At 67.8% G+C, this 16093-nt stretch carries 20 protein-coding genes; 9 read left to right on the top strand and 11 right to left on the bottom strand.

The window, feature by feature from the left end; translation table 11 throughout:
- Nucleotides 1-98: 98 nt before the first annotated feature.
- Entirely contained in the window at nucleotides 99-1460 is a 1362-nt protein-coding gene (locus RQI43_RS13855) for a 2-hydroxycarboxylate transporter family protein (RefSeq protein ID WP_311275516.1), read from the top strand.
- Here RQI43_RS13855 and RQI43_RS13850 read toward each other — a convergent pair.
- Together RQI43_RS13850 and RQI43_RS13845 are read right to left on the bottom strand one after the other, a co-directional pair.
- Nucleotides 1447-1917, bottom strand: a complete 471-nt coding sequence (locus RQI43_RS13850; protein ID WP_311275515.1) for an OsmC family protein — start codon at nucleotides 1915-1917, stop codon at nucleotides 1447-1449. The genes RQI43_RS13855 and RQI43_RS13850 overlap by 14 nt on opposite strands.
- Nucleotides 1918-1948: 31 nt before the next feature.
- Nucleotides 1949-2296, bottom strand: coding sequence for an antibiotic biosynthesis monooxygenase (locus RQI43_RS13845; protein WP_311275514.1), 348 nt, complete (start codon nucleotides 2294-2296; stop codon nucleotides 1949-1951).
- A 192-nt stretch (nucleotides 2297-2488) separates the two neighbouring features.
- Here RQI43_RS13845 and RQI43_RS13840 point away from each other — a divergent pair, with 192 nt between their 5' ends.
- Nucleotides 2489-3166: a helix-turn-helix transcriptional regulator gene (locus tag RQI43_RS13840; RefSeq protein WP_311275513.1), complete on the top strand. Its 678-nt coding sequence runs from the start codon at nucleotides 2489-2491 to the stop codon at nucleotides 3164-3166.
- Here RQI43_RS13840 and yidD read toward each other — a convergent pair.
- The gene (gene yidD, locus RQI43_RS13835) at nucleotides 3140-3496 is read right to left on the bottom strand and encodes a membrane protein insertion efficiency factor YidD (protein ID WP_056429386.1); all 357 of its coding nucleotides are present in this window, start codon (nucleotides 3494-3496) and stop codon (nucleotides 3140-3142) included. The genes RQI43_RS13840 and yidD overlap by 27 nt on opposite strands.
- 4 nt (nucleotides 3497-3500) lie before the next feature.
- On the bottom strand, nucleotides 3501-3962 hold the full coding sequence (locus tag RQI43_RS13830) for an iron-sulfur cluster assembly scaffold protein (protein ID WP_311275512.1): 462 nt from the start codon (nucleotides 3960-3962) through the stop codon (nucleotides 3501-3503).
- Nucleotides 3963-4192: 230 nt separating this feature from the next.
- On the opposite strand from RQI43_RS13830, the gene folE reads away from it, so the two are divergent.
- From folE to RQI43_RS13815, 3 genes are read left to right on the top strand one after another with little or no spacing between them, the layout of a single operon-like run.
- Complete coding sequence (folE, locus tag RQI43_RS13825) at nucleotides 4193-5020, top strand: GTP cyclohydrolase I FolE (RefSeq protein ID WP_056429383.1); 828 nt, start codon at nucleotides 4193-4195, stop codon at nucleotides 5018-5020.
- A gap of 17 nt (nucleotides 5021-5037) precedes the next feature.
- Entirely contained in the window at nucleotides 5038-5478 is a 441-nt protein-coding gene (hisI, locus tag RQI43_RS13820) for a phosphoribosyl-AMP cyclohydrolase (protein WP_311275511.1), read from the top strand.
- Nucleotides 5475-6539: a patatin-like phospholipase family protein gene (locus RQI43_RS13815; protein WP_405030619.1), complete on the top strand. Its 1065-nt coding sequence runs from the start codon at nucleotides 5475-5477 to the stop codon at nucleotides 6537-6539. The genes hisI and RQI43_RS13815 overlap by 4 nt, the downstream gene beginning before the upstream one ends.
- Nucleotides 6540-6586: 47 nt before the next feature.
- Here RQI43_RS13815 and RQI43_RS13810 read toward each other — a convergent pair whose 3' ends face one another.
- Together RQI43_RS13810 and RQI43_RS13805 are read right to left on the bottom strand one after the other, a co-directional pair.
- Nucleotides 6587-7018, bottom strand: a complete 432-nt coding sequence (locus tag RQI43_RS13810) for a CBS domain-containing protein (RefSeq protein WP_311275510.1) — start codon at nucleotides 7016-7018, stop codon at nucleotides 6587-6589.
- A 127-nt stretch (nucleotides 7019-7145) separates the two neighbouring features.
- On the bottom strand, nucleotides 7146-7970 hold the full coding sequence (locus RQI43_RS13805) for a rhomboid family intramembrane serine protease (protein ID WP_311275509.1): 825 nt from the start codon (nucleotides 7968-7970) through the stop codon (nucleotides 7146-7148).
- Nucleotides 7971-8287: 317 nt separating this feature from the next.
- On the opposite strand from RQI43_RS13805, the gene RQI43_RS13800 reads away from it, so the two are divergent.
- The 4 genes from RQI43_RS13800 (at nucleotide 8288) to RQI43_RS13785 (ending at nucleotide 11560) form a co-directional block, all read left to right on the top strand.
- Entirely contained in the window at nucleotides 8288-8905 is a 618-nt protein-coding gene (locus tag RQI43_RS13800; RefSeq protein ID WP_207414380.1) for a PAS domain-containing protein, read from the top strand.
- 114 nt (nucleotides 8906-9019) lie between these two features.
- On the top strand, nucleotides 9020-9667 hold the full coding sequence (locus RQI43_RS13795; RefSeq protein WP_311275508.1) for a PilZ domain-containing protein: 648 nt from the start codon (nucleotides 9020-9022) through the stop codon (nucleotides 9665-9667).
- A gap of 390 nt (nucleotides 9668-10057) precedes the next feature.
- Complete coding sequence (locus tag RQI43_RS13790) at nucleotides 10058-10684, top strand: transglutaminase-like cysteine peptidase (protein WP_311275507.1); 627 nt, start codon at nucleotides 10058-10060, stop codon at nucleotides 10682-10684.
- A gap of 153 nt (nucleotides 10685-10837) precedes the next feature.
- Entirely contained in the window at nucleotides 10838-11560 is a 723-nt protein-coding gene (locus RQI43_RS13785; protein WP_311275506.1) for a transglutaminase-like cysteine peptidase, read from the top strand.
- 92 nt (nucleotides 11561-11652) lie between these two features.
- On the opposite strand, the gene RQI43_RS13780 is transcribed toward RQI43_RS13785, so the two are convergent.
- The 5 genes from RQI43_RS13780 to RQI43_RS13760 form a co-directional block, all read right to left on the bottom strand.
- Nucleotides 11653-11979: a DUF6949 family protein gene (locus RQI43_RS13780; protein ID WP_311275505.1), complete on the bottom strand. Its 327-nt coding sequence runs from the start codon at nucleotides 11977-11979 to the stop codon at nucleotides 11653-11655.
- Nucleotides 11980-12164: 185 nt separating this feature from the next.
- Nucleotides 12165-12377, bottom strand: coding sequence for a DUF3126 family protein (locus RQI43_RS13775; protein WP_027173107.1), 213 nt, complete (start codon nucleotides 12375-12377; stop codon nucleotides 12165-12167).
- Between the two features lie 135 nt (nucleotides 12378-12512).
- Nucleotides 12513-13373 (bottom strand): serine O-acetyltransferase, encoded by an 861-nt coding sequence (gene cysE, locus RQI43_RS13770; protein ID WP_056429370.1) that lies wholly within the window; start codon nucleotides 13371-13373, stop codon nucleotides 12513-12515.
- Between the two features lie 240 nt (nucleotides 13374-13613).
- On the bottom strand, nucleotides 13614-14570 hold the full coding sequence (locus RQI43_RS13765) for a helix-turn-helix transcriptional regulator (protein ID WP_082470531.1): 957 nt from the start codon (nucleotides 14568-14570) through the stop codon (nucleotides 13614-13616).
- Nucleotides 14571-14987: 417 nt separating this feature from the next.
- Nucleotides 14988-15899 carry a transglycosylase SLT domain-containing protein gene (locus RQI43_RS13760; protein ID WP_311275504.1) on the bottom strand — a complete coding sequence of 304 codons (912 nt, stop codon included), beginning with the start codon at nucleotides 15897-15899 and terminating at the stop codon, nucleotides 14988-14990.
- Nucleotides 15900-16093: the final 194 nt, after the last annotated feature.

The following is a 16093-nucleotide window of genomic DNA, read 5'->3' as shown; positions in this document are numbered from 1 at the left end:
CGGCGGGCCGGTGGCGGGTCACGCTCGTGCCGGTACGCCGTAGAAGCTCCGATCAATCAGGCCGGCCCGAAAGGCGGCCGGCCGAAGGGAGAGTAGCCATGGCGAACCCAGCTTCCGCCGCTGCCGCCGAGCCCGTCCCGGCGGCGGAGATGCCCGCGCGCCGGTTCTGGCCGGAGGGCTGGTGGCGGCTCGTCGACATCAAGATCGGCATCATTCCCCTGCCGGTCTATCTCATCCTGGCGATCCTGCTGGCGGTCCTGACCTCTGAGGGCGAGATCAAGCCCGATGCGCCGACGATGATCGCGGTGCTGGCGCTCGGCGGTTTCACCTGCGCCGAGATCGGCAAGCGGCTGCCGGTCCTCAAGACGATCGGGGCGGGCGCCATCTTCGCGACCTTCATCCCCTCGGCCCTGGTCTATTACATGCTGATCCCGACGCCGCTTGTGAAGGCGATCACGGATTTCACCAAGTTCACCAACTTCCTCTACCTGTATATCGCCACGATCATCGTCGGCAGCATCCTGGGCATGGACCGGGAGGTGCTGATCAAGGGGTTCCTGAAGATCTTCGTGCCCCTGGCGGCCGGCTCCGTTGCGGCGGCCTGCGTGGGCACGCTGGTCGGCACCCTGCTCGGCCTCGGCGCCTATCACACGTTCTTTTTCCTGGTCGTCCCGATCATGGCCGGCGGCGTCGGCGAAGGGGCGATCCCGCTCTCCATCGGCTACGCGGCCATCCTCGGCCAGGGCCAGGGCGATGTGTTCGCGCAAGTGCTGCCTCCCGTCATGCTCGGCAGCCTGACGGCGATCGTGCTGGCGGGCACCCTCAATGCCGTGGGCAAGCGGATGCCGCATCTCACCGGCGAGGGCCGCCTGCAGGCGGACCGGGACAACGACGTCACCATCGCCAAGGTCGAGGACGCGCCCGTGGACGCGGCGACGGTGGGCGCGGCCGCCCTCACCGCCGTGACGCTCTACCTCCTCGGCGTGATGATGCACCACCTCACCGGGCTCCCCGCCCCGGTGGCGATGCTGTTCCTCGCCGTGCTCGCCAAGCTCGCCAGCGCCGTCTCTCCGCGCCTCCAGGCCGGCGGCTTCGTCGCCTACAAGTTCGTCCAGATCAGCATGACCTATCCGCTGCTCTTCGCCATCGGCGTGTCGATGACCCCCTGGGACAAGCTGGTGGCGGCGTTCACGCTGGCGAACCTCGTCACCATCGTCTCGACGGTGGTGACGCTGATGGGCACCGGATTCCTGGTGGGGCGCCGCCTCGGCATGTACCCGATCGAGACCGCCATCGTGAATGCCTGCCATAGCGGCCAGGGCGGCACCGGGGACGTGGCGATCCTCACCGCCGCCAACCGCATGGCGCTGATGCCCTTCGCCCAGATCGCCACCCGCATCGGCGGTGCGCTGACGGTGACGGGGACGCTGGTGGTGATGCGCTGGGTCAGCGGGGGCTGAGGGGAGCGGCCACGACGACCTCCGTCCTCACCGAATTCGCGATGAAGCATTCCTCATGCGCGGCCTCGTGGAGCGCCGCGAGTTGGTCGGCATCCGGCGTGGCGCCGGCCCAGTCGATCTCCGGGCGGAGCGTGACCCGCGTCACCGCGCGACGTCCGGGTCTCGTCTCCTCCAGCACGCCCTCGGCATGGTCCCGATAGGCGGTGACGCTAAAACCCGCGAGGCGCGCGAGATGGAGGAAGGTCAGCATGTGGCAGCTCGACAGCGCCGCGACCAGCATCTCCTCAGGGTCGACGGCCTCGCGAGCGGCCCATTTCCCGACCACGTGCTCCGATGCGGTGCCGGCGAGCGTCACGCCGCCATCGAACTCGACCGTGTGCCCCCGGCCGTAGCGCCCGGCGGCGAAATCCTCCCCGGGCTTCAGGGCCCAGGCGACATCCGCGATATGGGTCGACATGGTCGGTCTCTCCGGTTGTCGACGGCGCGCATCATGCGCCGTGGGCCGCGTTGCTGTCGGCCGGTGCCTCGTCCCGGTCGATCATGCCGTAGTCGCGCAGGACATGGGCGATCCGCAGACGATAATCGCGAAACACTCCGCCACGCCCTTCCGCCTGGGTCGCCCGATGATGCGGGCGTTCACGCCAGGCGCGTACCGCCGCCTCGTCCCGGAAGAACGACAGCGACAGGACTTTGTCAGGCTCGGTGAGGCTGCGGAAACGTTCCACCGACAGGAATCCGTCGATTTCGGCAAGCTCTTCCTTGAGGGAGGCGGCGAGATCGAGATAGCGGTCGGCGCGATCCGGTGCCGGCCAGACCTCGAAGATGACCGCGATCATGCCGGCTCTCCGGTCACGCGGTGCGGGGGCACCCTGTTCCAGGCGCGCATAGATGGCTCGACGGCCTCCGTCCGCGACTTCTCGCTCCCCTCTCGAAGGACACATGCGATCATGAAAGCCTCGTCTCCTGCCTTGGCCGAGGCAGGATCATAGGCGATGGCCCGCCGACGATGCTTCGGTTAAGATCGAACGATGCAGGATGGCCCCGTCATCGCCGCCGTCGCCGCGCTTCTCGGCGACCCCGCCCGCGCCAACATGCTCACGGCGCTGATGGACGGGCGCGCCCTCACGGTGAGCGAACTTTCCGAGGTGGCCGGCATCGCCCTGCCGACGGCGAGCGGGCATCTCGCCAAGCTCGAAGCGGCGGCCCTTCTCACCGTCGAGCGGCAGGGACGGCATCGGTATTATCGCTTGTCCGGGTCGGACGTCGCCGTCGTCCTGGAGCACCTGATGGGCTTGGCCCAGCGCACCGGGGCGGTCCGCACCCGAACAGGGCCGCGCGATGCGGCCCTGCGCGAGGCCCGTATCTGCTACGACCATCTGGCCGGCGAGCGCGGCGTCCTGCTCCTGCAGGGCCTCATCGCGCGGGGGTGGATCGACGAGTCGGAGACGAATCTCACCGCCTCCGGCCGTGAGGGCCTGACGGATCGGGGACTCGACGTCGCGTCGCTGGAGCGGGGACGCAGGCCCGTCTGCCGCTATTGTCTCGATTGGAGCGAACGCCGGAATCATCTCGGCGGCGCGCTCGGCGCGGCACTGTTGCACCATGTCCTCGACCGGGCTTGGGCCTCCCGCGCGGACGGCCGCGTGATCGCCTTCACGACGGACGGCGCGCGCGCCCTGTCAGCCGCCTTCGGTCCTCCCGCCTGAAACGCCTCGATCCGTCTCCTCCACCGCCTCGCACGCAAACGGCGAAGGCGGGGCATTCACCCCGCGCCAGCGCCCATACGTCCAGGGGGCATACCAGGCCGAGCGCGGAGGCAGGACGTCCGGCACGAGGTCGATCCCGTGCGTGCCGAACGGGCCGCAGCGGCAGATGCGCGAGAACCCGATCCAGCCGCCCGGCCAGATTCCGTGCCGGCGGATCGCCTCGTCGGTGTAGTCCGAACAGGACGGCCAGTGCCGGCATTGCCGGCCGATCAGGCCCGACAGGGTGAGCTGGTAGCCCCGGATCGCCCAATGGGCCGCGCGGCGGACCATGGCTCTATTCGGCGGCCTGCGTGTCGGGGGAGGCCTGGGCCTTGGCGGCGACCTGATCGAGGGCATTCACCACGGCGTCGAAGGTGAGGAGGGTCGAGGCGTGGCGCGCCTTGAAATCCCGCACCGGCTCCAGCACGGCGAGGTCGGCCCACTCGCCCTGCGGTGCCGGCCCGTTCTCCTTGAGCATGCGCCGCACCGTGTCGCGCACCTCCCGAAGCTCGTCCGCCTTGGCGCCGACCACGTGGCGGGCCATCAAAGAGGACGAGGCCTGGCCCAGGGCGCAGGCCTTCACCTCATGGGCGAAGTCCGTCACCGTGCCGTCCTTCACCGAGAGATCGACGGTGACGGTGGATCCGCAGAGCTTGGAATGGGCGGTGGCGCTCGCATCCGGCGTGGCGAGCCGGCCGAGACGCGGGATGTCGGCGGCGAGTTCGAGAATGCGGCGGTTGTAGATGTCGTCGAGCATATGGGAGGTCCCGTCGGGGCGCCGACAGACAGCCGGCTTCCGATCACGATGGTCTGATCCGCATTCCCCGCATTGCGCGGCGGCGCGATAACGACGATATAGGCGCCAGCGTACCGTTTCGCGAGGAGGCGGTTCGTCGACCAGGGTCGCGCCCACGGCCAAGGAGACCTTAACGTTCGGGCGCCGGCCTGCGGTAACGCGGCTGAAAACGCGACCGAGATGGTTCGACGATGTACGCAAAACCAGATAGTTCGACGATGAACGCACGTGTCGCCCGTGCGGGAGATGCCATGGATGCCGCGCTCAAATCCCTCTCCTATCGCCTGACCGACACGGATCATCAGGGAATGGACCCGATTGCCACGGCTGCGCCGGCCACCCTGAGCGGCATGCGCAACGACAATTCCCGCCCCGTAGAGGCCCCCGTCGAGGTCGCCCCCCTGCCCGCTTCGGCCAAGCGCGTGCCCGATGCCGTGGCCACCGGCCGTCCGAGCCGGGAGGAGGCCGAGGCCGCCGTGCGCACCCTGCTGCGCTGGGCCGGCGACGACCCGAATCGCGAAGGCCTCAAGGATACGCCCGCCCGTGTGGCGAAGGCCTATGGCCAACTCTTCGGCGGCTACGAGCAGGATGCCGACGCCCTGCTCGAGCGTGTGTTCGAGGAGGTGGAGGGCTATTCCGACATCGTGCTCGTGCGCGACATCCCGTTCTACTCCCATTGCGAGCACCACATGGTGCCGTTCATGGGCCTTGCCCATATCGCCTATTACCCGACCAAGGGCGTTGTCGGCCTGTCGAAGCTCGCCCGCGTGGTCGACACCTTCGCCCGCCGCCTGCAGACGCAGGAGACCATGACGGCCCAGATCGCCGACGTGATCGAGAGCATCCTCAAGCCGCGCGGCATCGCCGTGATGGTGGAGGCCGAGCATCTCTGCATGGCCATGCGCGGCGTGCAGAAGGCCGGCGTCTCCACCCTGACCACGCAGTTTCGCGGCGTGTTCAAGGACGATGCCAACGAGCAGGTCCGGTTCCTGACCCTCGTCCGCAACAACAAGAACTGACGCGGGCATTCCACGCGATGACGGTGAGCCAAGCTACCGCCGCGCCCGGCGGGTTCTCCCCGCCCGGTTCGCGCAAGGATGTGGAGGAAGGCGCAACGCTGACCCCGCGCTTCGACGCGAACGGTCTCGTCGCCTGCATCGCCGTCGACGCCCATGACGGCCGGGTCCTGATGCTCGCCCACATGAACGCCGAATCCCTGCGGCTCACCCTGGAGACCGGCGAGGCCTGGTACTGGTCGCGCTCGCGGAGCGAGCTCTGGCACAAGGGGGCCACGAGCGGGCAGGTCCAACGCGTCGTCGAGATGCGGGTCGATTGCGACCAGGACGCGCTCCTGATCTCGGTGGAGGTCGGGGGCGATGGCGGATGTTGCCATACCGGGCGACGCTCCTGCTTCTACCGCGCCGTCTCCCTCGATCCGGTATCCGGCGAGGCCCTGCTCGGACCCGCCGGGCCGTGACCTGGGATGGGCTGTCCTTTCGTGGGGTCGCCCTCTACCGCCAGGGCATGCTGTCCACCCTGTCGCAGAAGCCGGTCTTTCCACGGGGCAGTGTCGAGCCCGTGGCCGAACCGAAGCCGTCGGGACCGCGAATCGGTCTGGCTCTGGGCGGCGGTTCCGCGCGGGGCTGGGCGCATATCGGCGTCATCGAGGTGCTGGAAGAGGCCGGCATCCACCCCGATATGGTGGCGGGCTGCTCCATCGGTGCCGTCGTGGGGGGCTGCTACGCCGCCGGCAAGCTCGATCTGCTCAAGGATTTCGCCCTGTCGCTGACGAGGCGGCGGGTCATGGGGCTCCTCGACCTGCGTCTGGGGTCGGGCCTCATCGCCGGCGAGCGGTTGAAGCGCCGCCTCGAAGGCGATCTCGGCACCCGGCGGGTGGAGAACCTGCCGATCCGCTTCGCTAGCGTCGCGACGGATCTCGGCTCGGGCGACGAGGTCTGGCTGACCCGTGGCTCCCTGGTGGAGGCGATCCGGGCCTCTTACGCCCTCCCCGGCCTGTTTCCCCCGGTGCGCCTCGACGGGCGCCTTATGATGGACGGAACGCTGGTGAATCCGGTTCCGGTCAAGCTCGCGCGCGGGCTCGGGGCCGAACTGGTGATCTGCGTGAACCTCAACGGCGATCCGCGGGCCGAGCCCGGTCTGGTGATCGGGCCTGACGGCGACGGGGCTGCCTCGCCGGCCCTGCCCCTCACCACGTCGCGCCGGGGATGGAACCTGCTGAACCGCATGCGCGGCACCGGTCGGCGCGGGCCGGCGCCACGCCCTGCCCCGCCCCGCGAGCCCGGCCCTCCCGGCATGGGGCGCGTGATGTTCGACGCGTTCAACATCACCCAGGACCGGATCTCGCGGGCGAGGCTGGAGCGCGACCCGCCGGATCTCATGCTGTCCCCGCGCCTCGCGGAGATGGGCTTGTTCGAGTTCCACCGCGCCGAAGAGGCGATCCTCCTCGGGCGGGAAGCGGCCAAGGCCGCCCTGCCGCGCATCAGGGAACTCGTCACCCTGGCGGCCGAGCGGGTCTGACCCTGCCGGGGCCCCTCCGCTCCGCGTGAGGGATCCCCGACGCCGTGTCAGGCCATGGTGATGTAGTCGCGCATGGCCTGATGCTCCGCCTCCACGGCGGCGATCCGGCGCTTGACCACGTCACCGATGGAGACGAGGCCGGCGAGCCGCCCGTCCTCGACCACGGGCACGTGGCGGAAGCGCCCGTCGGTCATCAGCTGCATGACCTCCTCGACGGTATTCGACCGGGTGCAGGTGGTCACCGACGCCGTCATGTGCTGCGAGATCGGCGCATCGAACGCCCCCGCTCCCTGGCGGGACAGGGCCCGGATGATGTCCCGCTCGGACAGGATGCCGAGGACGGCACCCTCGTCATTGCTCACCACGATGGCGCCGATCCGCTTCTCGGCGAGGAGATGGATGGCGTCGTCCAGGGTCCGGTTCGGCTCCACAGTGACGACTGAGCCGCCCTTCTCGGAAAGGATGCGTGCGACGGTCATGACCATGATCTCCCATAGGCTGTTACGCGGGCCGGGTTGATCCCGGCGCATCACGGAATTGTGTGACGTCATGTCTGACGTGACAACCCACGGGGCCGTCCATCCGATGCCAAAACATGCGGAAAAATTACGCTTTTGCGCCTCCTAAGCGGTCAAGCATCGGAAATAGGAAAAATCCTGCCAGGAACCCGCCCAGATGGGCGTCCCATGCCACGGTCGAGGATTCCGCGCCCAGCGGCAACGAGATGATCCCGAAGACGAAGTTGGTGACGAGCCAGATGCCGAGGAACATCACCGCCGTGCGATTGCGCAGAAGCTCGGGGATGGTCTGGAGCGGCGGCTGGGCAGCGTGCTGCCAGGGCTGGCTGGCATGGAAGGACGGCGGCGGCTGGAACACGAAGCGCGCGGCGGCGGCCATCAGCGCCGAGACAGCGGCCGAGGCGCCGATCAGCGGGGCCGTGCTCAACGGGTCGATCGCCACGTGGAGAACGCCTCCCGCCACCGCGCCGATGAGGCCGAGGAGGCCATAGCGCCAGGGGCCGCATCGCCGCGCCACGGGGGAGCCGAAGGCGGCGAGCCAGACCACGTTGAAAATGACATGCGTCCACGAGCCGTGCAGCAACGCATAGGTGGCGAAGGTCCAGAGGCTCGCGGACGGGTTGGCCACCACGTATTGCGCGAAGGCCGCACGGGCCTGGACCACATCCGTGTCGCCTATTGCCGAGGAGGCGGCCGACAGGATCTCCGCGGCCCGGTCCGGGTCCACCGAGGCGAGCCAGCGGCCCGGGATCAGGGCCAGGTTCACCAGAAGCGTGATGTCCCATTCGTCCGGGAGAACGAATTCCCGCAGGGCATGGAGGCCGAGCAGGAGGGCGATCGAGGCCGTCACCGCGCCGGGCATGTTGAAGACGGGGACGCGGCTTTGGCGCGGCAGATCGGGCATGGCATCCATGGCGCCACCATGTCGGCGCGGATGCCGCCGCCGCAAGCCCCCGGCCCATGCAAATTCAGGCGAGCGATGCGCGATTCAGGCGCAGTCCTCCACGACCCGAACGGTCCGACGATGCAGGACATCGCCGCGATGGGTGCCGTGCGGCAGCGTTTCCCCCGCCGCGTTAACCCTAATCAGAGCTTAAGCGAGCGTGCCGCCTTGGACGGGCATAGAGTGTGCGGCAGGCTTGTTAACCGAACCGGCAGCTGTGTCCAGCGCCGGATGGATCGGGCCGATTTCGAACAGGTCCCAGCGGGACCGTGCCACGACGGGACGCCATGAAGCATCCGACCAGCCGTATGCTCTATCATTACTGGGACCGGCTTCGTGGTACGCGGGCCGCGCCCGAGAGGAGCGAGATCGAGCCCGGCGAGATCCGCAACCTCCTCTCCGAGAGCCTCATCCTCGAACTCGACATGGCGCGCTCGGCCGCGACGGTCCGGCTCGCGGGGACCCGCGTCTGCGCCCTGTTCGGGCGCGAATTGCGCGGCAGCGCCTTCGGCGACATCTGGGGTGCGGGACAGGCCGATCCCTGGCGCCTCGTGGAGACGGTGGCGGTCGATACGGTGGGGATCGTCGCGGGGCTGCGCGGGATGACCCAGAGGGACGAACAGATCGACCTCGAACTCCTGCTTCTCCCCCTGCGCCATCGTGGGCAGACCCAGGTCCGCATGTTCGGGGCGCTGAGCCCGAAAGTCGTTCCGCAATGGCTGGGGCTTCGGCCCGTGACGCGGCTCGAATCCATCTCCCTCCGCGTCCTCGACCCGACCTACGACGTCATCGATCTCGCCAGGAACGATGCCGCCTCCAGCCTCAGGAACCTGCCCGAACCGGCCAATGACAGCGTTCCGGTGCGGCGCGGACATCTCATGGTGCATCCCGGCGGACGGGCCTGATCGGTACTTCAATGGACCGATCGAGAGACTGATCTGTCTTCGGCAAAGATTTTCGTAACGAGCCGACCTGTAGGATTGTGCTGACGACGATCGAACCCGAGTGCGGATTTCGCGATGATCGAGGCTTTCGCGCCCGCTGAAACCAAGTTCGCGCCCGCTGAAACCAAGCCGGTCCGCCTGTTGCGGCCGTCGGATCTGCGTCGGCATCAGCGCGTCCAAGTCTCCCTCCTCGGCCGCTACATGCTTGCCGACCGGCGTGAATATCCTTGCCAGACGGTCGACATGTCTCCGGGCGGCGTGCGCCTGACCTGCGCGGTCCTGGGCGAACTCGACGAGCGCGTCGTGCTGTATCTCGAGCGTATCGGGCGGATCGAAGGGACGATCGCCCGGTTTCCCAGCGGGGGCATGGCCGTCCGCCTGAGCGCGACCCAGCGCAAGCGCGACAAGATCGCGTCGCAGCTCACCTGGATCTCCAACCGTGAGGCGCTCGGCCTGCCCGAAGGCCGCAACCACGAACGTCTCACGCCACAGGAGACAGGCGTGCTCCTGAAGCTCGAGAACGGGCGCGAGGTCGCGGCCCGCATCATCGACGTCTCCCTGTCCGGCGTCGCCCTCTCGACCCAGGCCCAGCCGCCCGTTGGCATGAGCGTCATGGTCGGGCGGACACCGGGGCGCGTGGTGCGCTATTTCGAGGGCGGCATCGGCGTGGGCTTCATGCTGCCGATCTCGCCCGACCTGTTCCATGAAGGCCTGACGCTCTGAGAGCGTCGTCCCGCCTCTCCGGTTGAGGGTGTTCCGTCTGAGGGTTCTGCCGGCATGGCGCTCCCCTGAAGGTCGGAGGCGTCGCGACAGGACCTCCCCAACGCGTCCCGCGCCGGCTGGCCGTTTCGGCCTGTCTCCCCCCCTCCGTCGTGACAGCCACGGCGTCCGGCGAGAGCGGGGCCGCAATCGTCGCCGGTCGATCCCGCCTCACCATGGTTACGACTTCCTGATCGTCATCGCGCGAATGCGAGTCTTCGATTCAGCGGGTGATTGGCTCTGACCCGCAGGAGCTCCGCCCCGGGGCCGAATCGATAAAATTGCGCGTATCCGCTTCAGCGCGGCTCAGGAAGCGTGGCGGCATCGTGGTCCTCGTTGGACGAGGTGGTCGCGATGGCACGGACGAAATCACTCTTGCTGGGGATGCTCGCGGCATTGGCGCTGTTCGGCGCCGGCGCGTCGCAGGCCCAGACCATGGCCGCCCTGCCCTCGCCCTCCCCCTCCGCCGATGTTCTCGGTGTCGCCCGCCCCATCGTCGGCTGGGTCTCGTTCTGCCAGCGTTACCCGGCCGAGTGCGCCATCGACGCGAACGAGCCGCCCCGTATCGCCCTCACCCCCGCCACCTGGAGCCTGATCGTCTCGGTCAATCGTCGGGTGAATACCGGTCTGCGTGCCGTCACCGACACGGAGCATTGGGGGGAAGCCGACCGCTGGGACCTCGCCGAGGACGGAATGGGAGATTGCGAGGATTTCCAGCTGGTCAAGCGCAAGCGTCTCGCCGATGCCGGCCTCTCCCGCCGCGCCATGCGGATGACCGTGGTCATCGACGAGAAGGGCGAAGGGCATGCCGTGCTGACGCTCCTCACCGACCGGGGCGAGTTCATCCTCGACAATAAGACCAGCGAGATCATGCCCTGGTATCGGACCGGTTACGTCTTCATCAAGCGCGAGAGCCAGGATTCCGTGGCCTGGGTTTCGCTAGGCGGTGTCACGTCTCCGGTGACCACTGCGAACCGCTGAACCGGATTCTCTCGGGTTGCACGAAAACATCACGTCTGTGCCATGGAACCCATGGCGATGTGGGAAGTTAATTCGAGTTTAACTTTTGGATTGAGCCCTGGCCCCGGCCGTGCCAGTTTCTTGCCTTCGGCAACGAATGGCAGGGCGACCGGAATGCGGCACGCGGTTCTGCGAGGCGTCGACGGCGGAAGCTTCTCGGCAAGTGGGCTCTCATACGGAGTTACTTGCGGGGTTACTTGCGGGCTTTCTTGGCGACGCATTGGACGTGCGGCCAAGCTGTCCCTGGTCGGCTCCATCCTGCTCCTCGGTGGGGCCGCGACGCAAGCGCGCCCGGTCGCCGCCCTGCCCGATGCGCCAGCCGTGAACGAGAGTGGCGGCGCCCGCCCGGTGGCGGCCTGGAACGGGTTCTGCGCCAAACACCCCGCCGAATGCATCGTCGACACGTCGCAGCCCGCGATCATCGCCCTCAATCCGGCGATCTGGCGCACGCTCACCAGCGTCAACCGTCGCGTCAACGCGCGCATCCATCCGATCACCGACATGGCCCATTGGGGCGTCGTCGACCGCTGGGACTTTCCCGATGACGGCTTCGGCGATTGCGAGGATTTCCAGCTTCTGAAGCGTCGGATGCTGGTGGAGCGGGGGCTCCCCCGTCGCGCCCTGCGGATGACCGTGGTCATCGACGATATCGGCGAAGGCCATGCGGTCCTGATGGTCCGCACCGACAAGGGCGATCTCATCCTCGACAACAAGACCACCGCGATCCTGTCCGCGCAGCGCACCGGCTACACCTACGTCAAGCGCGAGGGCCAGGACGGCATGGCCTGGGTCTCGCTCAACGGCGTCGCCTCGCCGGTGGCCACCGCCAACCGCTGAGAAGGGCGGTGCCGATCCGTCCGCGCCGGACGGGCCATGGGGCGAGGCGATGTCCCGTATCGTCATCCGGCCGCCGCTGCGGCTCGCCCTGATCAGCCGGTGATGAAATGCGCGAGATCGAGCGCGACCCGGCCCGAGAGCAGGCTCCAGCCGCAGGCGACGATCGTGGCAATCATGACGAAGGGGATCGGGCGGCGCTCGATCCGCCGGCCTCGTACGGTGTTGCGCAGGATGATGAAGGGCGCGCCGAAGGCCAGGATCGGCAGGGCCGCCACCGCTCCGATGCCGCCGCGTTCCAGCAGGCTGAAGCTCGCGCGACGGTCCGCGACGAGTTCGAAGGCGCTGGCGAGGAGGCCCGACAGGGCGAGGCCGACGCACAGGGTCTTGATCGATTCGATGGCGGAGGGGCTGATATCCATGGCGCGCTCGACCGTTGATGACGGATTGAGCACGCACTCTGCCAGAGCGTTTACGAGTTGTTAAGGATGTCCCGGCGTCGGGGCGAGCCGACGCACAGGGAGGACTACGTGCATTCGGGCATTGTGCTGGTCGCGGCTTGCGAACGTCCGCGACCGGCTTGCGCGATTCTATGGCTGCTTCGGCTTTAGTCTTCGAGATCGATGTCGAGGATCGCCATGGCGAAGTTGAACGAGCGATCGCCGTCCTCGTCATCGACTGAGACCACGCCGAGGAATTCCTCGCCGATATAGACCTCGGCGGAATCGTCCTTCTTGGGGCGCGCGACGAGACGGATATTCGTGTTGGCGAATGTCCGGCGCATATAGTCCTGGACCTTCGTGATGTCGGTCTTGTTCACGCGTTCGCCTCTTGATTCGTCGATGGTCGGTGGAGGCCGGGCTCGCTTCGAGCGACCGAGTCCCTCCGGATGGGCACCGCTTGCCACGCCGCTTCGCCATGGGCAAGTCGCAGCGGGCACGCGCGGGCCGCCGGTTCAGATGCCCTCGGCCATGTGGATGAACTGGTCGATATTGACGAACTGGTCCATGGCGCGCGCCGGCTCGGCGCAGCCGGCGGTGCCGACCACGCGGGCGGGCACGCCCACCACCGTGGTGTGGGCCGGCACCGGGCGCAGGACCACGGAACCGGCCGCGACGCGGGCATATTCGCCGACTTCGATGTTGCCCAAGATCTTGGCGCCGGCACCGATCATGACGCCGCGGCGGATCTTGGGGTGGCGATCGCTGCCTTGCTTGCCGGTGCCGCCCAGGGTCACGGCGTGCAGGATCGAGACGTCGTCCTCGATCACGGCGGTGGAGCCGACGACGACGCCGGTGGCATGGTCGAGGAAGATACCGCGTCCGATGCGGGCGGCGGGATGGATGTCGGTCTGGAAGACCTCGGACGAGCGGCTCTGCAGGTAGAGCGCCAGGTCTCGCCGGCCGCTGGTCCAGTACCAATGCGCCAGCCGGTGCGCCTGGATGGCGTGAAATCCCTTGAAGTACAGCACGGGTTCGATGGCGCGGCCCGCCGCAGGGTCACGGTCCAGCACGGCCCCGATATCGGCGCGGAAGCTGTCGCCGATGCGCGGGTCGGCGGCGATGGCCTCGTGAAATCCATGCGCCACGAGCTCGGCCGGAAGCGACGGATGGCCGAGGCGCGCGGCGACCCGGTGGGACACGGCGGCTTCGAGCGTCGCCTGGTTGAGGATCGTCGCCACGATGAAGGAGGCGAGTTGAGGTTCCTCGCGAACCACGGCTTCGGCCTCGCCGCGCAGGCGCGACCAGACCGGATCGACGGTGCCGGCGATGGCTTCGTTCCCGATTGCGGGATTCGAGAAGGGGCTGGCGGACATGGATTCCTCCGCGATGCGGGGTCTATGGCGGGCGGGGCCTATGCGGCCGGATCGCCATGTCAGGGGCCGGACGGCCGTGCCGGGAGCCGATACGGGAGAACACTCTCCCCGGGGTACAAAGGAGAACGGAGCACTCCGTTCCCCTTGGGTGCGTCCCATAGCGTGGGGAAAGGCCGCCCCCGTATCAAGGGGATTTCCTGAGCTACCTTCCCGAACCACCTCTCGGTGTTACTCAGCGTGTCAGGCGCTGCGCCGGAAATCGACCGATCCGAAACGCGCATCGATCACGGCGGCGAGCCGGTCGATCATCTCTTCCAGGGGAACGTCGGACGTATCCACCACCGCCGGAGCGCGGGCATAGAGCGGCTCGCGGCTGAGCAGCACGGCACGCAGTTCCTGCATGGCGGAGGCATGGTCGCCCGTGGTGGCGAGCTTGCCCTGGTCGCGCACGCGCTGCATGTGCTCCTCGGGCTTCGCCCTGAGCCAGACGGTGAAGAAGGCCTGGAGAAGCAGGTCGTAAGTCAGGGGCTCGGCGACGATGCCGCCGCTGGTGGCCAGGATCATCGGGCCGGGATGTTCGGTGAGCCGGCGCAAGGCAGCCTGTTCGAGGCGGCGATACCCTTCCTGGCCGTAGATCGCGAAGATCTCCTTCACCGAGAGCGCGTTCTCACGCTCGATCTCGGCGTTGAGCTCGATGAAGGTCCAGCCCAGGCGTTCCGCCACCCGGCGGCCGAGGGTCGATTTGCCCGCTCCGCGCAGGCCGACCAGGGCCACCCGCGGCATCGGGGTGTCACCGTTGGACATGGCGTGGCCGGACAGGATGCCCTTCGCCAGGGTGATCTGTTCCGCCGATGCCGAACCGAGAAGGTCGCGGATCACGTGCCAGTCAGGCGGGGTGTCCTGCACGGCGATCATGTCGTCGAGCCGCACGCCCATGGCATCCGCCACGCGACGTAGCAGGATGATCGACACGTTGCCCTGCCCGCTTTCGAGCTGTGCAATGTAGCGCTCCGACAGACCCGAGGTCTGGGAGAGGAGTTTCCGCGAAAGGCCGCGCACTGTCCGCGCATGCCTCACACGCCGACCGAGTTCGGCCAGAAAAATCGATTCTTGTTCAGCCGCGCCGGCCATGCCGTCGTCCGTCTTCCGTGTTCGCGTCCCGGACCTGACCGTCCCGGAGGCTGATGGCCTCACCATATCCCGCCACGCGATCTTGGCTCGGAACGAAATTCGTACCGGCGAGATCGATTGCAGCAGGCTCCCAAGCGCCGGTCGCGATCCTTCATGCCATGGTCGTTCGACCAAGATCAGGCTCGTGACGAGGCTTCACAATCGTCAGTTTGGGGCCCGATGTACAAGACTTGCACTTCAAGCTCCGCGTTGGAAGCCTGATCTTGCAACCTCATGCGCTCTCGATGCCGCACTGCACCATGTGATGTCGAAAGAGAGCATACGCAAGCGAAACATGCGTGTCCCCGCCGCAATCGGCATGACAGGAGAACATTCACGTATGTTTGTTTCTGAATGGTTTCAGCTTTGTCCCGATCAGGGACAGACGGGGCACTTGCCGCCTTTCGGGTAAGGCGCTCGACGCGGTGACGGGCTTTCGAGGGCCTACTGGCTGGGCGGAAGCGCCGAGGCTTCCATGATGGTGCCGGGTGTCGGCGCCTTCTTCGCGACGATCGGGCGGCCCACCGAGGCCAGAACGACCGCCGAAGGACGACGCGGCGGCAGCGGCACTTCCACTTTCTCCGTCACGGAGAACTCGGCGGCGCCCGCGACGGCGGCCGGCTGGGGCATTGCCGGATTCACCGACAGGGCGGCCAAGGCCGTGGCCTGAGGGGTGGCGGCCGGCGCATGGGCGGGGCCGATCTCCGCCACGGCCGGCGCGAGGCCGGACAAGGCGGCCGGCCGGCGCGGCGGCAGCGGGACTTCCACCAGCTCGGTCGGCACGGGCGGAGTGGTCAGACTCGGAGCATAGGCCAGGGCCGTTCCGGCGGCGGTGACGTTCGCATCGGGCTGCGCCTTGCGCTGCGCGCCGAAGCCACGGGTGAACACGTCGCTGAAGGCCGCGCTCGATTGCGGCGAGGCGGCCGTGGTGTCCTCGATGCCGGCGACCAGGGTGCCCTGGCGCTTGCCGGCGTAGTAATAGCCCCGGTTGTAATAAGTATAGGCTTGGTGGGTGTTGCCCTTGGCGGTGCGATAGGCGCCGGCGAGATAGGCAATGCCGTAACGAAGATTGATCTTCGGATCGTAGAGACCCGCCGCATCCCCGCGATATCCCATGCCGCGTGCGGTGGCATGTTTGATCTGCATCAGGCCGAGGGCGCTGCCGCCCTTCGCGTTGGGATTGTAGTTGCTTTCGCGCTTGACGACCTGGTGGACGAAGCTCGCCGGGACACCGTTTGCCTTTGCCTGCTCCTCGATCAGCGCATCGATGTTGTCGCGGGCCGGGGTGCCTTGGCCGAGAACCGGGCCCGGCAGGACGGCCGCAGCCACGGCGAGGAGCAGGAGGCGCTGATTCATTCGGAGACCCGGTGGCGTCGTTCTTGATCTGAGGCCAAGGGTCGAGGCCAAATGAGGCCGGAAGGCGGCTCCACTGTCATGATTGCGGGAAAGCGGAGCCGTTTCTCCGCGTGCTGTGGCGCACATGGCACAGGCCTGAACGCGACCCCGGCCCGTGGCCCGGCGGATTCGCCAGCATTGCCAACGAGCTGAGC

Origin of the sequence: Methylobacterium sp. WCS2018Hpa-22 (genome assembly GCF_031843785.1) — a bacterium.
Classification (GTDB): Bacteria; Pseudomonadota; Alphaproteobacteria; order Rhizobiales; family Beijerinckiaceae; genus Methylobacterium.
This window is presented reverse-complemented; position numbering and strand designations above follow the sequence as displayed.